The organism is Christiangramia oceanisediminis, from assembly GCF_022570735.2.
GTDB classification, from domain to species: Bacteria; Bacteroidota; Bacteroidia; order Flavobacteriales; family Flavobacteriaceae; genus Christiangramia; species Christiangramia oceanisediminis.
This window is the reverse complement of the sequence record NZ_JANCNS010000001.1, coordinates 1,473,781-1,496,966: the sequence shown is the minus strand read 5'-3', so window position 1 is coordinate 1,496,966 and position 23,186 is coordinate 1,473,781. Positions and strand designations below refer to the sequence as shown.

General features: G+C 40.8%; 12 protein-coding genes. All 12 read right to left on the bottom strand.

Annotation, left to right across the window (positions count from 1 at the left end; genetic code table 11):
* Positions 1-51: 51 nt before the first annotated feature.
* The 12 genes from MKO06_RS06670 to MKO06_RS06615 all read right to left on the bottom strand — a co-directional run bounded on the left by MKO06_RS06670 (position 52) and on the right by MKO06_RS06615 (position 23,151).
* Positions 52-11,079, bottom strand: coding sequence for an Ig-like domain-containing protein (locus MKO06_RS06670; RefSeq protein WP_241549986.1), 11,028 nt, complete (start codon positions 11,077-11,079; stop codon positions 52-54).
* 120 nt (positions 11,080-11,199) lie between these two features.
* The gene (locus tag MKO06_RS06665; RefSeq protein WP_241549981.1) at positions 11,200-12,051 is read right to left on the bottom strand and encodes a glycosyltransferase family 2 protein; all 852 of its coding nucleotides are present in this window, start codon (positions 12,049-12,051) and stop codon (positions 11,200-11,202) included.
* A 41-nt stretch (positions 12,052-12,092) separates the two neighbouring features.
* Positions 12,093-12,695, bottom strand: coding sequence for an LbetaH domain-containing protein (locus tag MKO06_RS06660; protein WP_241549979.1), 603 nt, complete (start codon positions 12,693-12,695; stop codon positions 12,093-12,095).
* Between the two features lie 2 nt (positions 12,696-12,697).
* Complete coding sequence (locus MKO06_RS06655) at positions 12,698-13,681, bottom strand: glycosyltransferase family 2 protein (RefSeq protein WP_241549977.1); 984 nt, start codon at positions 13,679-13,681, stop codon at positions 12,698-12,700.
* 13 nt (positions 13,682-13,694) lie between these two features.
* The gene (locus MKO06_RS06650) at positions 13,695-14,912 is read right to left on the bottom strand and encodes a glycosyltransferase (protein WP_241549975.1); all 1,218 of its coding nucleotides are present in this window, start codon (positions 14,910-14,912) and stop codon (positions 13,695-13,697) included.
* Positions 14,909-16,084 (bottom strand): glycosyltransferase family 4 protein, encoded by a 1,176-nt coding sequence (locus MKO06_RS06645; protein WP_241549974.1) that lies wholly within the window; start codon positions 16,082-16,084, stop codon positions 14,909-14,911. Before MKO06_RS06645 ends, MKO06_RS06650 begins: the two co-directional genes overlap by 4 nt.
* 204 nt (positions 16,085-16,288) lie before the next feature.
* The gene (locus tag MKO06_RS06640) at positions 16,289-17,569 is read right to left on the bottom strand and encodes a hypothetical protein (protein WP_241549972.1); all 1,281 of its coding nucleotides are present in this window, start codon (positions 17,567-17,569) and stop codon (positions 16,289-16,291) included.
* Positions 17,570-17,662: 93 nt separating this feature from the next.
* The gene (locus MKO06_RS06635) at positions 17,663-18,556 is read right to left on the bottom strand and encodes a glycosyltransferase family 2 protein (RefSeq protein WP_241549971.1); all 894 of its coding nucleotides are present in this window, start codon (positions 18,554-18,556) and stop codon (positions 17,663-17,665) included.
* The gene (locus MKO06_RS06630) at positions 18,553-19,695 is read right to left on the bottom strand and encodes a hypothetical protein (RefSeq protein WP_241549970.1); all 1,143 of its coding nucleotides are present in this window, start codon (positions 19,693-19,695) and stop codon (positions 18,553-18,555) included. The genes MKO06_RS06635 and MKO06_RS06630 overlap by 4 nt, the downstream gene beginning before the upstream one ends.
* Positions 19,696-19,714: 19 nt before the next feature.
* The gene (locus MKO06_RS06625; RefSeq protein WP_241549969.1) at positions 19,715-20,842 is read right to left on the bottom strand and encodes a glycosyltransferase family 4 protein; all 1,128 of its coding nucleotides are present in this window, start codon (positions 20,840-20,842) and stop codon (positions 19,715-19,717) included.
* Positions 20,843-20,941: 99 nt separating this feature from the next.
* On the bottom strand, positions 20,942-21,880 hold the full coding sequence (locus tag MKO06_RS06620) for a hypothetical protein (protein WP_241549968.1): 939 nt from the start codon (positions 21,878-21,880) through the stop codon (positions 20,942-20,944).
* Positions 21,880-23,151 (bottom strand): lipopolysaccharide biosynthesis protein, encoded by a 1,272-nt coding sequence (locus MKO06_RS06615; RefSeq protein WP_241549967.1) that lies wholly within the window; start codon positions 23,149-23,151, stop codon positions 21,880-21,882. Before MKO06_RS06615 ends, MKO06_RS06620 begins: the two co-directional genes overlap by 1 nt.
* Between the last annotated feature and the right edge of the window lie 35 nt (positions 23,152-23,186).

Below are 23,186 nucleotides of genomic sequence, written 5' to 3'. Positions count from 1 at the left end.
ATCGATTTATTTTTAATTAATGATGTAAGGCAATGAGTAAGTTTCACATCCCTACCGGCGTACCAGTAGTTTTACACTCTCGGTGCTGTAACTGGTCTCTAAGACCAGTATATAGGTCGCTTCCGGATAGTTATTAAGGTCTACTTCAAAACTTTGCTCTACTCCGGCCTTTGCTGAACCTTCACTGATAAGGAATAAGAAGGCTCCCCTGCCGTCAAAAACACTTAAATTATAAGGACTGTTTTTGGTTAATGTGAATTTAAACGTTGCTTCACCTGTAGTTGGGTTTGGTGATACTGCTAAATTTGATTCCATGCTATCAGAATCTAACTGAGTTGAAGTACTGGAATTGGAGCTTGCCAAAGCCGTGTTTGAATAAGCTGAGTACTGGTTAACCCTTACAGCTCGAATTCTATAATACAAGGTCCCTCCTCCTTTATTTCTATTAAGATTATTGTCGATATAAGAAACTGTATTGGCTGGTAAACTTATAAGATCCACCCTTCCAGAGAAATTCAGTTTCGAGGAACGCTCCAACACAAATCCATCTTCATCAAGTGAATTATCCTGCCATGAAAGACTCACCTGAGAATTTGATATCCACTGGGCCGAAAGATTTGTTGGTGCATTAATAGTAAGCGAGGGATTTATGGTAACCGTTACAACATCTGAAGTTGTAACTGCACCAAGATCATCGGTCGCTATAGCCGTTAATAAATAAGTTCCCTCAGTAATATTGTTCCAGGCAACCCCATATGGACTTTCCATGTCTACACCCAGACTTACCGAACCATTGAAGAATTCAACCTGCGTAATACTTCCATCGGCATCTGAAGCCGAAGCCGTAATATTGATACTGGCCGGAGCAGTAAAACTAGAATTATTAGCCGGTGAAGTGATACTTACAACCGGTGCTACATTACCTCCAGGATCTTGCACCTGGACATTTATAACTTCTGAAGTTGACACGGCCCCTCGGTCATCTGTAGCCTTTGCAGTTAAGGAATAATTCCCTGCAGCAACGCCTGCCCAGCTAAATTCATACGGTCCAGTAAGGTCTTCCCCTAATTTGGTTGTTCCCGCAAAGAATTCAACCTTGACGATGCTCCCATCAGAGTCTGAAGCATTAGCGATAATATCTATAGTTGCTGGTGCTGTGAAGACCGTATTGGTAGCCGGCGAAATAATGTTTACAACAGGGTTCTGGTTTGCTGGTGGAGTTCCTTCAATAATAGTAAATTTATTTGAAGAAGTATAGTTTCCTGCAGGAGATGTCAATGAAATTTTCACCTCTTTGGGCAACCTTCCATTGACCGGGGGCACCCTAACTTCAATCACATTCGCTGAGACTGAAATAATTTCTGAAACAGAAGGACCAAAATTAACCGCGGTCACTCCCTGAAGATTAGTTCCATTTATTTTCACCAAACTGCCAACAGGCCCCATCGAAGGAATAAAACTCGTGATGGCCGGAATAGGCTCAGAAACAGTAATATTTACACTTGCAGAAGTTGTACTTGCCCCTTCATCATCTATTGCAACGGCAGTTAATGTATAAGGATTGGAAGTCACATTGTTCCACGCAAAACTCCAGCCATCGCTGCCATCAGTATCAAGGCCCAGGAAGTTAGATCCTTCATAAAATTCAACTGAAATAACCGATCCATCGGGGTCTGTTGCATCTGCTGCAATAAGGATATTGGCTGGGGAAGTGAAAGCTGCATTATTCAATGGCGAAGTAATCGCTACCAAAGGCAATGCATTGGGTTCTTCTACCGTGATCGCCACAACTGCAGAAGTAGTAGTTTCCGAATCATCATCAGTTGCCACAGCGGTTAACTCATAATTGCCGGTGGGAACATCAGTCCAGTTCAAACTCCAGCCATCGCTGCCGTCAGTATCGGTTCCTAATGAGTTCGCACCTTCAAAGAACTCCACCTGGATCACACTGCCATCGGTATCCGTTGCATTTGCAGTTATTAAAATATCAGCCGGCGAAGTGAATAATTCATTATTAAGTGGAGAGGTGATCACAACCGAAGGCAACACATTGGGTTCTTCTACCGCGATAGCCACGATTGCAGAAGTAGTAGTTTCCGAATCATCATCAGTTGCAACAGCGGTTAACTCATAATTGCCGGTGGGAACATCAGTCCAGTTCCAACTCCAGCCATCGCTGCCGTCAGTATCGGTTCCTAATGAGTTCGCACCTTCAAAGAACTCCACCTGGATCACACTGCCATCGGCATCCGTTGCATTTGCAGTTATTAAAATATCAGCCGGCGAAGTGAATAATTCATTATTAAGTGGAGAGGTGATCACAACCGAAGGCAACGAATTAGGAGCTTCTACCGCGATAGCCACGATTGCAGAAGTAGTAGTTTCCGAATCATCATCAGTTGCCACAGCGGTTAGCTCATAATTGCCGGTGGGAACATCCGTCCAGTTCAAACTCCAGCCATCGCTACCGTCAGTATCGATTCCTAATGAGTTCGAACCTTCAAAGAACTCCACCTGGATCACACTGCCATCGGTATCTGTTGCATTTGCAGTTATTAAAATATCAGCCGGCGAAGTGAATAATTCATTATTAAGTGGAGAGGTGATCACAACCGAAGGCAACACATTGGGTTCTTCTACCGCGATAGCCACGATTGCAGAAGTAGTAGTTTCCGAATCATCATCAGTTGCAACAGCGGTTAACTCATAATTGCCGGTGGGAACATCAGTCCAGTTCCAACTCCAGCCATCGCTGCCGTCAGTATCAATTCCTAATGAGTTCGCACCTTCAAAGAACTCCACCTGGATCACACTGCCATCGGCATCCGTTGCATTTGCAGTTATTAAAATATCAGCCGGCGAAGTGAATAATTCATTATTAAGTGGAGAGGTGATCACAACCGAAGGCAACGAATTAGGAGCTTCTACCGCGATAGCCACGATTGCAGAAGTAGTAGTTTCCGAATCATCATCAGTTGCCACAGCGGTTAGCTCATAATTGCCGGTGGGAACATCCGTCCAGTTCAAACTCCAGCCATCGCTGCCATCAAAATCGATTCCTAATGAGTTCGCACCATCAAAGAACTCCACCTGGATCACACTGCCATCGGTATCTGTTGCATTTGCAGTTATTAAAATAGTTGCAGGTGCAGTAAAAATTGCTCCATCCATTGGATTTACAATTTCAATAGTTGGGGCCACATTTGGAGGATTTACCGTCCAGGTAAATTGCACATCAATTGCATCAGTATCCTGAAGATCGGAATCATCTACTGTTACTGTTACGGTATACGGACTATTTAAAGAAGCATCGGAAGCAATAGTTCCACTGATCACCCCGGTAGCAGGGTCAATTAAAACGCCCGAAGGAGCCCCGGTCATCGAATAGGTCAATGCTCCATCTCCACCACTGGCTTCAACCTGGAGATTCCCGTCCAGGATATCTCCAACAATGCTGGTCTGGTCTGAAATATCAGTAACCAAAATAACCTGCGAAGCATTCACCGTCCAGTTAAATTGCACATCAATTGCATCAGTATCCTGAAGATCGGAATCATCGACCGTTACTGTTACGGTATACGGACTATTCAAAGAAGCATCGGAAGCAACAGTTCCACTGATCACCCCGGTAGAAGCATTAATTGCAACGCCCGAAGGAGCCCCGGTCATCAAATAGGTCAATGCTCCATCTCCACCACTGGCTTCGACCTGGAGATTTCCGTCCAGGATATCTCCATCAATGCTGGTCTGGTCTGCAATATCAGTAACCAAAATAACCTGCGAAGCATTTACTGTCCAGGTAAATTGCACATCAATTGCATCGGTATCCTGAAGATCGGAATCATCGACCGTTACTGTTACGGTATACGGACTATTCAAAGAAGCATCGGAAGCAATAGTTCCACTGATCACCCCGGTAGCAGCGTCAATCTCTACACCCGAAGGAGCCCCGGTCATCGAATAGGTCAATGCTCCATCTCCACCACTGGCCTCAACCTGGAGATTTCCGTCAAGGATATCTCCATCAATGCTGGTCAGGTCTGAAATATCAGTAACCAAAATAACCTGCGAAGCATTCACCGTCCAGTTAAATTGCACATCAATTGCATCGGTATCCTGAAGATCGGAATCATCGACCGTTACTGTTACGGTATACGGACTATTTAAAGAAGCATCGGAAGCAACAGTTCCACTGATCACCCCGGTAGCAGCGTCAATTTCCACGCCCGAAGGAGCCCCGGTCATCGAATAGGTCAGTGCTCCATCTCCGCCACTGGCTCCAACAAAAAGACTTCCGTCAAGAACATCGCCTTCGATATTCGTCTGGTCCAAAACCTTTGTGACCTGGATAACCTGCGAAGCATTTACCGTCCAGGTAAATTGCACATCAATTGCGTCTGTATCCTGAAGATCGGAATCATCGACTGTTACTGTTACGGTATACGGACTATTCAAAGAAGCATCGGAAGCAACAGTTCCACTGATCACCCCGGTAGCAGCATCAATTACAACGCCCGAAGGAGCCCCGGTCATCGAATAGGTCAATACTCCATCTCCACCACTGGCTTCGACCTGGAGATTTCCGTCCAGGATATCTCCATCAATGCTGGTCTGGTCTGCAATATCAGTAACCAAAATAACCTGCGAAGCATTTACCGTCCAGGTAAATTGCACATCAACTGCATCAATATCCTGAAGATCGGAATCATCGACCGTTACTGTTACGGTATACGGACTATTTATAGAAGCATCGGAAGCAATAGTTCCACTGATCACCCCGGTAGCAGCGTCAATTTCCACGCCCGAAGGAGCCCCGGTCATCGAATAGGTCAATGCTCCATCTCCACCACTGGCTTCAACAAAAAGACTTTCGTCAAGAACATCACCATCAACATTGGTTTGGTCCAGTATGGATGAAACAACAATACCTTCAATGGTTTCCAGATTAATTATTAATTGTTCATTTTGTCCATAATTAATGGTCAAAATGGCCGATTCCAGTGCCTGATCTCCAAGATGAGTTAGGCTAATTACATTGGTTGAATTAGGCTTCCATAAAGAGCCAGAGATATTTTCGCTTGTGATCTCGAAATTATGAGCATTGGGACCAGAAATCACGGCAGACGTAATGATCAAGCCTACGTTACCGTTAATTATTTCTAACTGGATCTCTCCCTGAGAACCTGCAGAAAGTGAAAAGTTTTCGGGTCCAGACAAGGCACTTGCAACACTGGGAGACCCAACCGGAGCATCAACTCCGAAGTATTCCATATTTTTTTGATTACCACCACCTTTATTAGGAGAACCTGCAAGGGTAAAAATTCCTTCTCCAGAAACAATGGCCTGAGTGCCGTGTCTCTCAAAATTCATATCAGCCAGGCGAGTCCAGTTTCCGGTTACCGGGTCGTATTCTTCGGTAATTTTAAGCGCGTCTGTGGTAGCAACTCCGTAAACCAATTCATTATCTACTTCTCCCCCAATAACAACCATCTTATCATTGAAGTTGACGGCCATGGCAGCTGCACGCGGAGTTGGAATATTTTTATCTGCCGGAAGTGTTGACCAGCTACTAGTGCTAAAGTTGTATACGTCTACCTCTGGGATAAGCGGTTTAAATGTGCCTCCAGTTCCTCCCGAAAGTCTTCCTCCAGCTAAATACAAATTATTTTCTATGACTACCGCATGAAAATGATCTCTTGCTCTCGGAGCATCTGCCAGGGTTGTCCAGACACCTGTAGCAGGGTCGAATTCATCAAACCATGAAACATATCCTCCATCGTGACCAATGGTGTTCCCTCCCGAAATATAAAATTTGTCGTTATATACAACTAAACCTGCAGATCCTCTTCGCCTATCAATGGGAATCTCAGCCACCTGGATCCAATCCTGAGTTGCAGGGTTAAAAGCCCAAACATAATCTGCTGGCTGTTCTGAGGGGAAGTTATTGGTTTTAAAAGCGCCTATCACCCATATCAAGCCCTGATATTCGGTAGCCTGGTAATGATTGAAACCAAAAGGTGCAGAATCAACAAGGGAATTCCACGAGTTAGTAGTATAGTCATATACATCTACAGTTTGAGCACTTTCCCTGCCTCCAATCAAATAGAATTTATCTCCTGCCTGCACAAAAGAACATTCGTGCCTGCCTGTATAGTTCTCATTTTCATTCTTATTCACCCATAGTGTTGGTGCCGATTCGGTAATGGTCCAAATAAATGTTCTTTCTACTATATCGGTTAGATCTGAATCACTATCATCGACAATGATCTTTACCTCATATGGATTTGAAATATCTGCGGTTTGAGATATGGTACCAGAAATCACCCCTGTACCCGGATCAATAATGACCCCAGGTGGCGCTCCCTGTATAGAATAATTTAAGGATCCATCTCCTCCAGAGGCTAAAACCTGCAGACTTCCATCTAGGATTTCACCCAAATAACTTTGTTGATCTGCTATATTCCAAACTTCTAATGGAAGCGGTGTATCTGAGGCGTTGATAATCTCAATTCCATTGATTAATGGGTTTTGAATACCATGAATAAAAGATATATCGATAGCTCCATCTGTAACATTCACTATTTTCGAGATTACAGCTCCCGTTTGATGGCCGAAAGTTGCGGACAAATCTATGTTATCCAGTTCGGGATATACCTGCCCTTCTATAGATACGTCAAATACACGCGTACCGGGATTGGAAGTACCGTCCCATCCATTTCCCATATAAAGGCGCACTTCATAATTCCCTTCCTGTGAAACCGGAAAGGTATAGGTAAGGTTAGGTAAACCTGAAGAGCCATCATACCGCTCCGTATTAAATAAGCTCAGTGGAGTGGAAGTGGCATCTACTCCTTCATCAAGTTTTACAATGGTACCCGAATATAATCCACCCGTACCTGGTTCGGATAAATAGGGAGAAGGTGATATAGAGCTATCGGCAGCCCAGTCAATTTCAGAATCTATGGAGGCTACTAATGAACCACCTGCGTTTACCCGATAAAGAACCAATGGTGGCTCTGTAACATTGACGGTAAAGGAATCTTCTATAAAATTATTATCGGCATCGGTTGCCCGAATTGTTATTGTAGAAACGGCAGGAACTGATGGATAGTTTAGAACCAGGTCACTTCCATTAATCGCTGCGACAATGGATGGGTCTGAATTTGCTTCTATGGTATAGATAAGATTGGCTGATCCCTGGGCGTCGGTAAAATAATCATTTAAATTGATGACATCTTCCGCACTCTGAACCGTTCTTTCAAGATCTGGAAGCTCCACTAATATGCTTGGTTCATTCCCTATTATAGTCCAGGTAAAGCTGGTAGAAACCTCATCGGTGGTAGTACCATCACTATCATTAACATAAACAGTAACGGTATAGGGGCTGGCAAGATTGGCATCCTCAGCGATAGTTCCTCCAATTTGACCATTAGTAGGTTCAATTGTCACCCCTTCCGGCGCTCCTTCCATGGAATAATTAAGGTTTCCATCTCCACCTGTTGCAGAAACGGCCAGGCTGCCATCAAGTTCTTCAGATATAAAATTAGTCTGGTCGGGAATAGTTGAGACTAGAATTGGTGTCTCCACAGGTCCTGAATAACTAAGTATTTCTATGCCATTTATCAATGGATTCTGAACTCCGTGAATAAATGATATATCGATGGACCCGTCTGTAATATTCACTATTTTGCTTATCACCCCTCCTGTTTTATGTCCGAATCTGGCGGAGAGATCGATATTATCAAGTTCAGGATGTACGACATTTTCTATGGAAACATCAAATACTCGAGTACCAATATCTGAGGTGCCATCCCAAGCATTCCCCATATATAATCTTACTTCATAATTACCTTGCTGGGTCACTGGAAAAGAATAGGTAAGATTAGGTGCACCGGCGGAGCCATCAAATCGTTCCTTACTGAATATACCTACCGGTACCGTTGTTGCATCTACTCCCTCTGCCAGGTTAACAATATTACCGGTATAAATACCACCTGTGCCAGCAACAGATAAGTAAGGGGAAGGTGAGGTAGAGCTATCCTCAGCCCAGTCGATTTCCGAATCGATTGATGCTACCAAAGCGCCTCCTGCATTAACCCTATAAAGTACTAAGGGTGGGTCTGCAACGGTCACGGTAAAACTGTCTTCCACAAAATTGTTATCGCCATCGGTTGCTCGAATGGTAATAGTTGTTATTGTCGAGTTTGCAGGATAGGACAAACTCAGGTTATTTCCAGAAATAGTTGCCGTTACTGCAGGGTCGGTATTAGCCTGAATGGTATAGATAAGATTAGCTGCTCCCTGGTCATCTGTAAAATAATCATTTAAATTAATTAGCTCATCCGCACTTTGAACGGTTCGTTCCAGGTCTGGCAGTTCTGAAAGTAGCGATGGCTGATTGGAAGTCACATTGAGATAATCCCAGGTACCCTCTAATTCCACTCCTTCAGCATTTGAAGTACCAATAAAGCCAACTGCAAGATCTTTTGAATTCTGTTGCAGTGCTTCCAGGATAGCACCTTCAGCATTTAAACTTCCCAAATCCTGGCGCAAACCATTATCAAGACTATATTTTAGATCGACCTGTCCGCTCGAAGGGTCGATCACAAAATAAAATTCAACACCTGATTGAGGGCGTTCTGCTACATCCAGCACCAGATTAACCGGTGTTTGCGGATTATCATTAATTTCCTGTTGTGCGGTTAGACCCTGGGGAGAAATAATGAACTTAATATAATTGCTTTGGGTACCATCACCGATAAAGAACCCTAATTCCCCGTTTGGAGCGCTGGTATTTCCATATAGCTGAAGTGGTGCCGAAAAATTGAATATACCCCCGGAAACGGTAAATACACCTGTATTCACATCGGTTTGGACTCCATACTGGAATCCTTTTTCCTGGCTATTTTCTATACCTAAGGCAGTGCCGGAGGTCATTTGCATGGTCATAGCTCCAATTGCGCCACCTAAAATATCATTTGGATTAGGATCATTTGGGTCGTCACGCCTGTCCAGCATGTTTAACCAATTAGGATTAGGAGAACCGTTGTTCATTAAACCGGTCAAACCAAGGCCAAGGTAGCCTTTCAACTGGGTATTACTCGAGAACAATTCATTCTTGACCGGCAATACAAAGGCATCCGATCCAGACTTGGAAACATCTCCTAATTGAAATGGATCGTCCTGATCTGGAATACCGTCATTATCATCATCGAGGTCGTTCAAATCTGAAACCAATGGACCTCCTGCCGCTTTGTCGAAATCCTGAGGCTGAGATCCACCATTACAGGCATCAGTCCCATTATCCTCTTCATCCTGGTTAGTGTATCCATCAAAATCATTATCGCCTGATGGATCGTAGCCATCTTCTCCCGGTAAAATACAGATACTAAAATCCTGGGGTTCGAGAACGGTTAAAGTACCGTCCAGGGTTACCACCCAGATAGTTCCAGGAAAAATATCTGTATCGCTATTACAAGTGACACCCAAGGCATTGCCTCCAAGACCTGAAATAAAGGATGAGGTAAGAGTTTCAAGAGTCCCATCTGTTTTTAACTCCACTCTTCTTAAAAGACCTGTATTTACACCAGCAAGCAAGTTTCCTTTCATTGCCCCAGAAAAGTTCGAGGCGGTATATTCGTCAATGGCATTAGTATTAGTTCCCCAGGTAGTGATAATTTCGTCGTCTGGCCCGTCAGGATTATTGATTCCAGGCCCTCTCCAATCGCCTTCAACAGGGTTAGCAACTGAAACTGGAGGCCAGTTAGCAGGCAGTCCAGTATTAGGATCCTGAGTGAAACCAGGTTCATTCTTAGTGGGATGATAAATAAGCGTTCTAAAGATCGCTCCGGTGGTTCCTGTAACTGCTGGATTGGTATAAAGCCCCGCTCCGGTAGGATTTGCACGGACCGGAGTTGGATGTCCGCCATAAAAACTTCCAAATTGATAGTTTTGAATATCTGTAGTAACCAAAGTGAGATGATCCTTATTATTTACCTGCTCGCCATCTGAACTTGATGTGCTGCCAGGCTCATTAGGATCATAATCGTTATTGGCCAGGCCACCTCCCTCATTAACCGGAAAACCACCCCATCCTCCATTAGCTCCATTATCGGTTACGTAAACCGCCCCGCTTTCTGTCACAACCAGATCGTAAGCATTTCTATAACCAGGTGAAAAGATCTGCACAGGTCCTCCTGGCACTATCATTGCCTGATTCAAGCCGTCATTCCCTCCCCACGGATCGTTCACATCTATACCATCATATCCCGGAGCATCAGGATCGATTATGCCATTCACGTTAGGCCTCGTAGGATCGTCCAGGGTTGGGAGATCATATATATATTTCCTACCGTTATCATTAAGAATAGGCATAGCTTCCAATTGAGTAAGGTTAATTGAAAGTACAGCTGCAGATAAGGCATATTCCGTTGTAAAGGCAAAGTTATTAGAAGGTCCACCGGCGTTGGTATGGCCTCCCTGAGCAACGATTAAATAATCTATCCCGTTAACTGTGACGAATTCAAGGCCATTAGTAGCATGATTTTCTTCAGATCTTGGTAGTCCCCTAACTATATCCACTACATCCCAGGAGGTTCCATTCCAGCTAAACCTGGTAATGATTCCGGAGTTAGTATCCAGGCCTTCATCTTCCCCGTTGCCTCCTCCACCAATTCTAAAATCACTTGAGGATACATAAAAAATAGGATTGGTGGCCGTTCCAGTCACGGTTAAACCTATAGTTTCCCTTAAATTGGAGGAATGTAAGGAGCCGTCGTCATTATGATCCTGAATTTGTTTTATATCATTCAAAACCTCAATGGCCTGCACTACATAATCTCCGGGACCTATCCTTTCAATAGTATAAATCTTTATATCTCCGGTATACTCCGAAACATATAAGCGACCATCAGGACCATACATTAAGGATGTTCCAGCATTAACATCTGTAAAACCATTAAAGTTCAACAGATTTTGTGAAAAGTTTTGTCCAGAAAGTTCAAAACTAACTACGATTAAGGATATTAAAAATAAAATTTTGGCAATAAGGGGATTACGAAAGAATGTTTTAGCGAACATACCTTTAGAATTAAGAAAAGTTAATTAATCAGTTAGGGGGGCCTCCCTTTTCTTGTAAAAAAGATAAATGGGGAGAAGCCTTATTTTTGGATCAGCTTTTAGCTGTAAGTGGAACAGTGATTACTTATATGTTTGGGCGGGATCTGGGAGAAGTTCCTGGGTGATATTTTTTCTCTTTAGTTCACGTATTTTAATATATATCAGGAACTCATGATATGCCATATTAACGCAGTAAATAAAACCTGGTGAACCTTCTAGGAATCCCAGGTTTAAAAAGTAGGCATGAATAAACCGGAGCAGGGGCCATCCTGGAACTCTAATAAGCCAGGATTTTAGTGCAGGATTCCTTATACTGGAATTTTTCCTGAAAATATTTCGAAACGGAGGGCAACTATTCAATCTGGCTTTCGCTTCCAGGGTGGAATATCTGTTGTGCCTATTCAGCCATTCTGTCCAGCCTTTGGAAAAGCTGTAATGCAGGTAGGGTTCTTTAATATAACCCAATTCACCATCTATCTCACCTTCTTTCTGGCCGTGACCAAAATCGATAAAAAAAGCCCTTCCCTTTCTTAATAATCGGAATTGCCATTTTGGATAATTATCGCAATATTTCAGCCATTGACCTTCCAGCATCATCTTCCAGCAGCAATAAAAACCTGCAATATTTTCACTGGCCTTTGTAATGGATCTTAAAACTTCCTTCTTGAATGCTGTGGTGACCACCTCATCTGCATCCAGAAAGAGGATCCACTCATATTTTAAATTCAGATTTTGAAGCGCGTAATTTCTTTGCTTTCCAAAGCTTTCGAATGGATGGCAGGCTACCTGGGCACCATATAACCGGGCTATTTCGATGGTGCGGTCCTCACTCCCTGAATCCAGAACATGAACATCGTCTGTCCATTTCAAAGAATCGAGACATCTGCCCAGATCATATTCTTCGTTCTTTGTAAGAATAATAACAGATACCATCTTAATTCACTATTAGTTTGATTTTTCTGGGGATTTATAAATTAAACAGGTTTGGTCGGTGTAGATTTTTTAATAATCATTCCAGGCTTTACCGATCCATTCACCCTGAGTTTTCTATCTTTTAGAAAATTTGCCGGATTGCCGCCAACCACTGTCCATGGTTCAACATTTTTAAAAACAGCAGAACGGGCTCCTACCACCGCCCCTTCACCTACCACGACTCCTGGACCTATGAAGGCATCTGCAGCAATCCACACCTGATCACCAATATGAATAGGCCTTTTTTCTAATGGGAAATTCCTAAGTGTGAAATCATGCGTGGAAGCACATAAATAAGATTTCTGGGATATAATACTTCTATCCCCAATAGTAATTACACCCTGGTTATAAATTTCTGTCCCAGGACCTATACTTGAAAAACTTCCTAATCTTAGATTCCAGGGTGCCCAGATTTTCACCGTTGAACGCACATTCGACTGTCTGCCTATATTTGCACCAAAAACACGTAGAACAAAACACCTCCATCCCCTAAAAATGTTTAATGAGAAAGGCCTGATCAATATAAAACAGGAGATTTTCCACAAAACCCTTAGGATTTTGTTTCCAATACTAAAACTTACTGTTTCTACACTTAGCCTTTCCATATTTAGTAAATGATCTCCTGAATCTTTTTTAACGAACGAGTCAATAATCTACCCGCAGAATAATTGTGTTTGTATACCAGCATTTCAAGATTCTGGTAGGCAGCCAAATTAGCCTTAGCGAATGAAGTGTAGTTTTCCAGATAGAATTCTTCGATGAACCTCCTGTTTTTCGCAAGACTACCGCCCATCCTGGCATATACTACCCAATTTCTGCATTTATATAATTTGAACTCTTTGGCTAATGGATCCAGATAATTATATGTTTTCAAAAGATCTTCGACGATCTCATTAAACTGAATGACATTTTCAATAAAATTTCTATTCTTAGAAGAATTAGCACTATGAGGATGAACCAGATAATTATAAACCGGAACATCCACCTGAGCGATCTTGACATTTTTCGTTAAGAATACATGAAGATTGGCCAAAAAGTCTTCCTGAAGTGTATTATCAACCCTGTAATCCAGATCCAGCAGTAATTCCTTTTTATATAATTTTCCCCAGATGTAGCCCTTTATTTCATTTTTAAGAAGGCTTCTTAACAACTCGGTTTTCGTATGTGTGGCGGGTAATTCATTTACCACTAATCTCTTCCTACCCCTGATTATTTGGTTGTGGTTCCCTACAACCAAATTCGCTTTGGTAGAAACCATTTTAGCCATTAAATTTTCCAGGGCATTTTTTTCAAGAAAATCATCTGAATCAACATTCAAAATATAGGCACCGGAAGCTTTTGAAAATCCCAGCCTACGTGTAGCATAGGTTCCTGAATTTTGCTTGTTAATGCAAATTATCCTATCGTCAAATTCAGAAAATTCTTCAACCAATGATTGTGTGGCATCAGTACTACCATCGTTTAAAATAATGATCTCGATATTCCTATAGGTTTGCCTGGTCACACTTTCCAGACACCTTATTATGTATTTCTCTGCATTAAAAGCAGGTATAATTACTGAAACTTTATAGTTTGAATATTTCGAGCTCATTCCTGTTCTTAACCTAGGCATCCATTCTCAAAAACCGGGTAAATGGTTCCGTTTCGATCTTTTCACCATTTTCAATTTGATGAACCATATTCCTGGCTGTCTTTTCAACACAAAATTTGTTCAAATACAATTTGAATGCGTTCGAACTTATTTCGGCCTTTTCAGCCAATTTCATGTGGTACCAGTTTTTAAGCATTTCATAGACTCCCTGTTTATTATCTTTTGAAATATAACCCGCATTTTCAGTACTAATTTCTTTCCAGATATTTACCTTATCGGTGATTAGCACCGGCTTTTTACATGCCATAGCTTCTACTATGGCGATTCCAAAATTTTCCTGGTGACTGGGCAAAATAAAGATTTCGCATAAATGAAAAGCCGACCATTTTTCAAAACCAGTGAGCATACCTGGGAAATATATTCCTTGCTTTTTACCCATTTCACGAATTTTAAAGCCGAATTTGGTATCCAGACCAGGACCGGCGATCACCAGTTCTGGTACTTCAAAATTTTCAGCCTTCAATCTGGTATAAGCTTCTACGAGGATGTCTACCCCCTTCTTAGGATGAATTCTGCTAAGGAATAACCAGAAAGGTTTTCTGGATAAACCTGCACATTTTCTGTAGAAAACCTTACTGACTTTTTTATCGAAATCCGGAGGTTGAGGAATTCCATATCCTACGTTCAATTCCTTTTTTGGCTTATAGTGATTAAATGTTTCCCTTGCCAGTTCCAGTTCTCTTTCACAGGTGAATAACAAACCACTGGCACCGTTCACCACTTGTTTTTCAATTATATTCCAGAAAAACCAGTTCCTAATGGCTTTCAGTTTTCTTGACCTGGCTTTTTGAAAATAAGGATCCAGCATCCCATGAGGCATAACAAAAAGCTCGGGTACTTTCTTATTTCTTTTTTTCAGGGCATTCCAAACTTTAAACGTCCCATAGCTGTTATACAACCACAACCCGTGAATTATTGCAACATCAAATCGTTTCAAATTTTCCTCAAGCCAGGGCTTTAATCCTTTCGAAAAAGCGTAAGGCCCTATCGCCGGGCCCAGGGCATGGATTAGCAGATCGCTTTGTTTTAAAAATTCAGCATTCGGATCATCAAAACAAAGCACCTCATTTTCAATTCCGGCCTTTTTTTGCACAGGCACACTATTCCTGATTCCCTGGCATGGACCACCGCTTTTTGGATCCATGGTTGCTATAATTCTTAAATAATTCATACTTCGTTGAGCTGATAGACTTCCTTATAAACCTGTTCAATCTTTTCCAGGGCCAGTTCCCTGTCGAAGCGTCTTGCGTGCTGAATGCCGGAACGTTTAAGTTTATTTTTTTCGACTGGCTCTAATTCGATAAATTCATTTAGAACATTGGCCGAATACCTAACCCAGGACTCCATATCTTCTTCGTTTTGTGGCATCTTAGGTATATAGATGCCAAACTCTCCTCCAACCTCATTCATTGGAGGTTCGCCAGTGGTAATTACCGGACACCCGCTAGCCATGGCTTCAGCAATTGGCCAGCCAAAACCCTCTGCAATAGACGGGTATAAAAAAACCGAAGCTCCCTGGTACGCGAGTCTTAAGTTTTCATCTGAAACATTCGTAAGAAAATGAATGGATGATCTATAAGAACTCTTTTCTCTCAATGCTAGCAATTCCATATCTGGCTCAGATCCTATCATTAGCAATGGCAACTCCCTGGCTGAATAATCACTCCAGGTATCGTAAATTTTAAGCACTCCCTTGCGGTTTTTATAGAATTGATTTCCCCCTACATGCAAAATAAATCCCTGGTTAAGATCAAGATTAAACCTTTTGGACAGGTTTTGGCGCACAATTTCTGTATTCCCTGGTTTAAAATCCTGATTCAGTCCGTTATACACCACTCTTGATATCTCCGGATTTTTATTGCCCAGGAACAGGTGCAAGTCATCCCTTGTTTTCATAGATATGGAAATAAAATACTTCGCCTTTCGGTATCCTTTCCTGATTAGTCTTTGATAAATTTTTCCTGATAGTTTTACCCTGTTTTCATGGATCTGATCAAGAGCTGATCGCTGTGCAAGAAAATCATGGCAATGCACTACAAATGGCCTTTTTGAGACCAATGGCATCCAGGGTCCCAATGCCTGGTCTGTAAAAACAAACAAAGTATTGAAGTCTTTTCTAAGTAGCTTTAACTTGACCTGAATTGGAAAAATCACGAACTGGTCTAGATAACCTAACCATTTTTTTATGAAGGCCGGGGATGGTAGCTTGTAAAAGTAACTTTTGGCTGTCCATACTTCAACTTCATGTTTTCTATTTCTCATTCCCTCGATAAGTAAGTTTGCATATCTGGGCATACTTTGAGATTTCTGGAAACCGGGATGTACAAAAATGACGATATGCATAAGAATTAGAATTTATAAGAAACCTGGCATTTCATTATTCGGCTCAACCAATCGCCCCAGGAAGCCCCCCTGCGTCTGAGGCAATTGGAAGATAGCCACTGGCTATAATAGAGAACCGAATAACTTTTAAAGAATGCCTGAATCTATATGATTCAATTGATGGGGGTAAAATTTAAAAATCTGGTATTCCGGGAATCGGATTATTTAATAGGAAGCCTGTTTCGTCGAAGCGATTATAAGGCCGCCGGCAAGGACACTAAAACCTAAGGCTGTGGGTTGGGCCCATTGACCCTGTAAAATAATAAACATCCCAAAACTCATTAATAACCACGGAAGGATATTGCTTTTCTTTACCGATCTCCAGGATTCTACAATCAATTGTAAAACAACTCCGCCTCTAATTAAAATAATAAGCAGGCCAAGAATTAAACCCATTTCTCCAATAATACGACCCCATTCACCCTCTGCAAGCAAGAATTCTCTTTTACCAGTCATAATTTTGGCCCCTGCATTAGTTCCCATTCCAAGACCGTTCCCCCAGAATGCAAAAGAATCATCTGTAATGGCATTATACATTCCTCCCAGGAATCTGTCAATAAATACGCCTTCAACTCCTCCTTCAGACCTATTAGCATTTGTAAACCTTTCCGAAAAAGCTCCGGTGGCTGTTCTAAAGAATTCAAAATTATTCAGAACCACCAATAAAATCATCCCAAAAACCCCAATCGTAATTATTCTTGTAATAACAGCAGGATTATTCCTGGAGATTGCAATGCAAAAAACCAAGGTTACAGCGAGGTGAAACAGTACACTCCGGCTAATACTCAAAGGAATTGCTGCTAATAAGGCGATCGTCGCCGAGGTTAAAAGGATTTTAGATATATCCTTCTTTCCGTTCATCCAAAAATATATGATGAAGGCAGATGCAAGTCCGTAAAAAAAAGAGAGTCCATTTGTAAAGGAAAAAGTACCCGGAACTCTATAGAAACCGGCTGCTCCTGAAAAACCAGAACCAGCAAGATCCCCACCAATTCCTCTATTGACCCAGGCTGATTGCGGACTGAAGAACTGGAGACCCACCAAAATCGTCATTCCAATTGTCAACCATAGGGTTACCTTTCCTATTTTAACCACATCTTCCCATTCCAGGATTTTACCAATTGCAAAAATCAAGGGAAAATGAATACCCGTTATCCTAAAGCCATACAGAGCAACAAAAATGTTTCCGTGCCCGATGATAAGTGCCAGGATGGTAGATAAAATCGTAACGAAAACAATAATACTTATCAATGGACCTGGTTTCCAGTAGCCTTCTTTTATGGCTTTATAAATGATGAAAATTGCAACTGGATCTCTTATTATCAGAATAGGTTCAGATAATTGGGGCAGGATCCATTTTCGAAGTGCGCCCTCAAAAATCAGCAAAAAGAAGTAGATCCAAACCCACAACTTCAAATTCTTTAGAATTCTATCATCCTGGACCATATTCTGCTAATTAAGTTTTACCTGATTAGTTGAAGGAAATATTCGTTTTTAAAAGATCTATTAAGCCTGTGAATAGGATTTTTTTTCACCTTTTCAATTCAGTTTGCCCATTTTCCATTCGCCGAGTAAAAAGTATTTGATCATCACTCTCCTACTATAAGCTTTTTCCCTTATAGTATCAATATCCCTGTAATAAAGCGACCCAATTGTCCAAACAATTATATACTCCAATCCAAGCCGCAAACAAATGAAGAAGATCGTTAAATGCTCCTGTTTTACTTTTCTAAATTTACGCAGCAAATACCACCTGTTTTTGTAGAATCTAACTACCCTTTGACCAATCCTTTGTGGTGTACCACTTCCCTGATGAAATGCCCTTATAGGCATCACACCAATTTTCCAACCTTTCCTGCTTGCTCTCATACATATGTCATGGTCAAGCTCCAACCAATCATATTTTTCATCGAACACCCCTATTTCATTCAAGACCTCTCTGCGAATGACCATTGCACAGGTAAAAACATTGATCTCCCTGGGGTTTTTTAGTATCTTTTTCAGGTACAGGCTGTATAATTGCTGCCCCAGCAAAAGGCTTAAAACGCTTGGCTCGGCTACGTATGAGGGGGATGGTTTCCCCTTGGCATTTAGGGTTTCAAATGTCGCAATTCCTATTTCCGGATTATTTGAGAAATACTCCTTTATTTTTTTTACATAGTTTTCAAGTGGCCAGGCGTCAGAATCAAGAATTAGGATCAGGTCGGTTTTTATTTCTTTAAGTCCCTTATTAAGTGATTTTATCAGGCCTATATTTTCAGAGTTTCGAATTAACTCGACCTGATCGAATTTATTTTCAAATTTTTCAGTAGAACAATCATCGATTATTAGTACCTGATCTATAGCTTCATCAGCAAATTTCAAGGTATTTTCAATACATTGAGAAGTTAAGGCCCAGGTATTATAATTAGTTACTAAAACTCCAATTTTCATAAGGCAAGTTTTTCTTCTTTACTATGGAATGAGCTTAAATACTGATCTATAGCCGAATTAATTCCAACATGAGACTCCAATGGCCTGGCATTTAACATAAATTCTGATAGCCCTGAAATTTCATCTAACTCCTCGATCCAGTCAAATTTCCTGTTATCCTTCACAAAACTTTTCCTCAATAAAAGAACGGGTAAACCATTAGAACACATAGCTGCAATACTTCCACTTTTTTCCAAAAGGATCTTTGGGTAAGTACTCAGGCCCAGATCTATCTTTTGCATGTATGCCGAAATCTCCTCTTCTGAAAATTCCCCTAAGCAATAAGTCTCAATTCCAAACCTTGCATTCCAATATTTAAGATATTCTACAGCCTGCCCATTCTTACCAATATGCGTAAGAATAAGTTTCTTTCCTTCTAGCTCGACCAGTTGCCTAAGCTTAAAAACCTGATCGGTTACTTCTTCTGAAAAAACCATGTTACCAAAGAAGGTAGCGATGAGGTAATCAGATCTTTCCTGCAGAATCTTCTCTGGAAGCAGATGAGCAAAGGCCTTAGCATGCATTGGAATATTACTAAATATCGGAACGATCTGGGCTTTAATTCCAACTTTATTCAATGAATCCTGATAGAATTTATTGCTTGTAAAAATGTTCGCCGGCTTTATGGCCAGGATCATATTCCTGGTAAGGTATTTTTGTAACAGACCTATTAATTTTCTTTTGAAAGGATCTGACCTGGCCTCACCAAGCCATATCTCATGAAGCATGATATGCCATTTTCGTCCAGTACCTATATTCTTCAGCATGTTTCCAAGAAAAACTGGAATTCCTTTCTTATTAAACGAGTAAGGAACAAATTGAAGACTCAACCATTCCGGATCCAGCTTGGCGATCCACTCCTTTGCGATTTTTTTTCTTCTCTTTGAATCAAGGCTATGATTGATCCTCAATGTATTGATCTCACTTTTCCCCTTATTTATGACCTGAGAGGTAATCTCCTTAACATAGTGATCGTTTAATGCAAGAATAGCAACTGGAACTTTATTTTGTATAAGGCCATCTGCGAGGCTTATTACATAGTCTCCCACACCATTTTTTCCAGGCTCGAGACAACCGCAAAGGAAGACGATTTTAATCAAAATTATTAGCTAAATGATATTATAGAGCCTGAAGTAAACATGCAATCTTTTTCCCGGCGACATTCCAGTTCAGTCTTTCTTCATATTCATCATAAGAAGAAAGGGCCATTTGCACATATTTATTTCTATCATTGAAAACTGAAAATATATAATCGGCGTAGTCCTTATCTTCTTGTTCTAAAGAAAACATCTTCCCGTTAATATCATCTTTGATTATAGTAGTAATACCTCCAACATTGGTAGTAACAGCCGGTAATCCTAAGGAATTTGCCTCGCAAAACACCAATCCATAAGCTTCTACCCTGGTAGGTAAAAGTAGGAAATGGCAGGAGCTGATTAATTCTATTAATTTTTTCTCGCCATTCAGATCGGCTTTACTTATGAAGCCGTGATCCTCGATGAACCAGGGTATTTCTTTCAAAGGAATTTTCTTAATACCAACAATATGTAAAATAGTACGCAACCCCATTTTGTTGAGTTTCTCAGCTATTTTGACGGCAAGATCTCCTCCTTTTCTTTCCCATTGAACTCCGATAAATATTAAATGACATTCATGATATCTTCTCTGAAGCACCTTCTCCTTTATGACATCTCTTGATAAATTATGATTAATATTAGCACCAAATGGTACTACCTTTACTTTTTCCGGGTTCAGGTTATAATAATCTATAGCAGTTCTAGCACCGTACTCAGATGAGAACAAGGAAAGGGAAGCCGAATCAAGCGCTTTTTTTTCCAGGTAATTCCCGTTTCGAATCGTTAAATTACTAACATCAGAATAATAAGTACTGGAATAGGTAGCGAAGCAAATATCAGTATAAATAACTTTTGGTTTATTTGTTTCTAATAACGCTGTGGCAACGGTTCCTGGAGAGAAAACAATATCGGTATCTGCTTGTATTCGGGATTTTACCTGATTGGCACACTGTTGTGCAAAAGAAGGTTCCCGAGCCCAAACTATCCTGTTGCCAAATAATCGATAAAGTAACCTTTTATTGAAAGAATAAAAGGAGTCTTTGATTTTAAGATTACCTATATAATTAACCTGGCCCACGTGATTGCCCAGGGTTTGGGCAATATTATATTCCAAACCTGACCAATTATGAATATCAGAGGCGTTTCCTATGGTTACATAATCTATTTTCATCCTATCTGTAAATGGTTTTTATATTTTGAACCTAAGGCCAGGTCTAAATTTTCTAGGAGGTTGAGTTGTATTTTTTTGAAGGATTTAAGAGTAGAAAAACTAATACCTCCTGTAAAAACGACCTACAAATGATGCAGTTTTAAGAACAAGATTTTTATATAGTACTTCTGATTTACTATATAATTTTAAGGGGTGCTGGACATTGATCCAATAATTTTTATCTGCGAGGGAAGGGGGATTTCCCCTTAAACTTTCATATATATATGACTTTATCCATGGTTTGGTTTTACCAGCAGCATGAGACATATAGATCCCGCCATATAAAAAATCCATGCCTTCCGGACCTACTTCGCTAATTGGCACATCAGCGCACATCGCAGCCATATTAAATGCATCCTGGTCGCCTATCGCAAAAACATCTGTCATATCTCTAGACATCAATTTACGAACATTTAAACCATAATGAATTCGGCCAATTTCAATAATATGTTTCCATATCCTCACAAATTCTAAATATTCTCTGGTAACACCACAAAAACCGGAGTTCAAATAAGAACTTATGTATCTTACGGGCTCTTTGTTTGCTTTTTTGATAACCTTATTCCACTCTGCCCGTTTAGGGTGAGTTCCAGGCATATCATTCGCTACAATCTCATGAACTAAAGCCACTCCATGCTGTGCCCAGCTATCAAAATTTTTCCAGTGGCACTTTATGACTATATCAGGGTCGAAATAGAAAACAGCATCAATTTCCGGTCTTTCAACAAAAATTTTTAAAATAAAATCAGGCTTATAAAACGCGAAATGAGAATCTGTTTCGAGAGGCATAAAAACTGCAGAAAAACCCTGAGTGATGCGTATGGTGAGTGACCTTGATTTACTGGAAATAGTTTCAGAATTTTTTGCCCATTCCGGTAATTCTCCCCGGTACCCAATATAAATTTCACCTTTAAAACCATGAGTATTCAAGGAATTAATCAAGGCCGCTACCCCAAAATGATAACTCCCTTCCGATAAGGTACAAATGACAGAATTCATTATTTCATCAATTTATAGGCGGAGTAGCTCCCGTATATTAAGATTTGAAAAATGGCCAAAAAGATGTTCAGGTAAAGCACACCTTTAAGGATTGAAACATCGAATATAATTATCCCTACAATGATTGAAAGTACGCTTAAGCTTATAGATATCAACGGATTCAAAATCCAGTCCCTGCTCGCATTAAGCGAATAGGCAACCCCCGCTACAATATTTAGAGCACTTCCCATAATTATAAGTGTAAGTTCCTTTTGCAAACCGGTATATTCATCGCCAAGAATCCATAAAATCTGATCGGGAAAAAAATTAACTATCAGCACTATTCCGGTTAAGAAAAATATCGTCACTAACATTATTTTTAAAAAAAGCACTAAAAGCGCCTCCCTTTTATTTTCCTTCCTGGCAAACCTGGGTATTAATAAGGTTCCTGTAAGGTAATTTAATAGTGACAGTACCACGGCGAGTCTCCCGAGAGCACCTATTTGGGCTATTGAGGTTGTGCTCCCGAAAAAGGACAGCAACCATATGGTGATCTGGCCGGAAATACAATAATATATTATGCCGGGTAGAAGCCTTTTTACGGTACTTATGATCCTTTTTGTATAAACCGGATCTTTTTGCTGGCTAGTGTCAACATTTATGGCTGAAATCTTCATTAACCGCCTGTTCCCATAAATACGTGGAATACCACTAGCAAGTAAGGCGAGAAAAGTAAAGGGAAAAATAAAAAGAAATAAGGTAGTTAAAATTAATCTCCCGAAACTTACTACAGCCTGGTTCTTTTGTAAATCCCCAATATTTTGATGCAGTTTTGGAACTATTGTGAGTAGCGAATCTGAAAATTGAGCATAGAATGCGGGAATGATTGCTAATGCGACTAAAATAGCCGTTAACCATGAGGCATCATGCCTGAGCAATAAGTAAATTAATATCGGGAAGGCAACTATTATACTTAAGTAAGCGAATCTTTTCTTCAAGTAGATCCCGGTGCTAAGAACTTTTCCAAGCTCTATCTCATCTTTCCAAACTTTTCCACCCTGAGATAGCACCCCTGTAGAAATTCCGCCATCAGCCAGTAATACCATTGTCGCCAACATCGTATTAGCCAGAGTATACAGGGCATATTCTTCAACTGGAAGCAGCCGGATAACAAGAACGCCACTTATAAACCCCAGGAACTGAACCAGCACTTGTGTTAATCCGGTTATACCTATTAACCGGATCCACAGGTTAAATTTTGTAAGATCATAATGTTTCCAGACAGAGATCACTAAATTGATTTTGTATCATCATTGAGAATAAGTTC

Bases quoted from the DNA above. Each gene is read 5' to 3' on its own strand.
- MKO06_RS06670 (WP_241549986.1), bottom strand. From the start codon at position 11,079: ATGTTCGCTAAAACATTCTTTCGTAATCCCCTTATTGCCAAAATTTTA.
- MKO06_RS06665 (WP_241549981.1), bottom strand. From the start codon at position 12,051: ATGGTATCTGTTATTATTCTTACAAAGAACGAAGAATATGATCTGGGC.
- MKO06_RS06660 (WP_241549979.1), bottom strand. From the start codon at position 12,695: ATGGAAAGGCTAAGTGTAGAAACAGTAAGTTTTAGTATTGGAAACAAA.
- MKO06_RS06655 (WP_241549977.1), bottom strand. From the start codon at position 13,681: ATGAGCTCGAAATATTCAAACTATAAAGTTTCAGTAATTATACCTGCT.
- MKO06_RS06650 (WP_241549975.1), bottom strand. From the start codon at position 14,912: ATGAATTATTTAAGAATTATAGCAACCATGGATCCAAAAAGCGGTGGT.
- MKO06_RS06645 (WP_241549974.1), bottom strand. From the start codon at position 16,084: ATGCATATCGTCATTTTTGTACATCCCGGTTTCCAGAAATCTCAAAGT.
- MKO06_RS06640 (WP_241549972.1), bottom strand. From the start codon at position 17,569: ATGGTCCAGGATGATAGAATTCTAAAGAATTTGAAGTTGTGGGTTTGG.
- MKO06_RS06635 (WP_241549971.1), bottom strand. From the start codon at position 18,556: ATGAAAATTGGAGTTTTAGTAACTAATTATAATACCTGGGCCTTAACT.
- MKO06_RS06625 (WP_241549969.1), bottom strand. From the start codon at position 20,842: ATGAAAATAGATTATGTAACCATAGGAAACGCCTCTGATATTCATAAT.
- MKO06_RS06620 (WP_241549968.1), bottom strand. From the start codon at position 21,880: ATGAATTCTGTCATTTGTACCTTATCGGAAGGGAGTTATCATTTTGGG.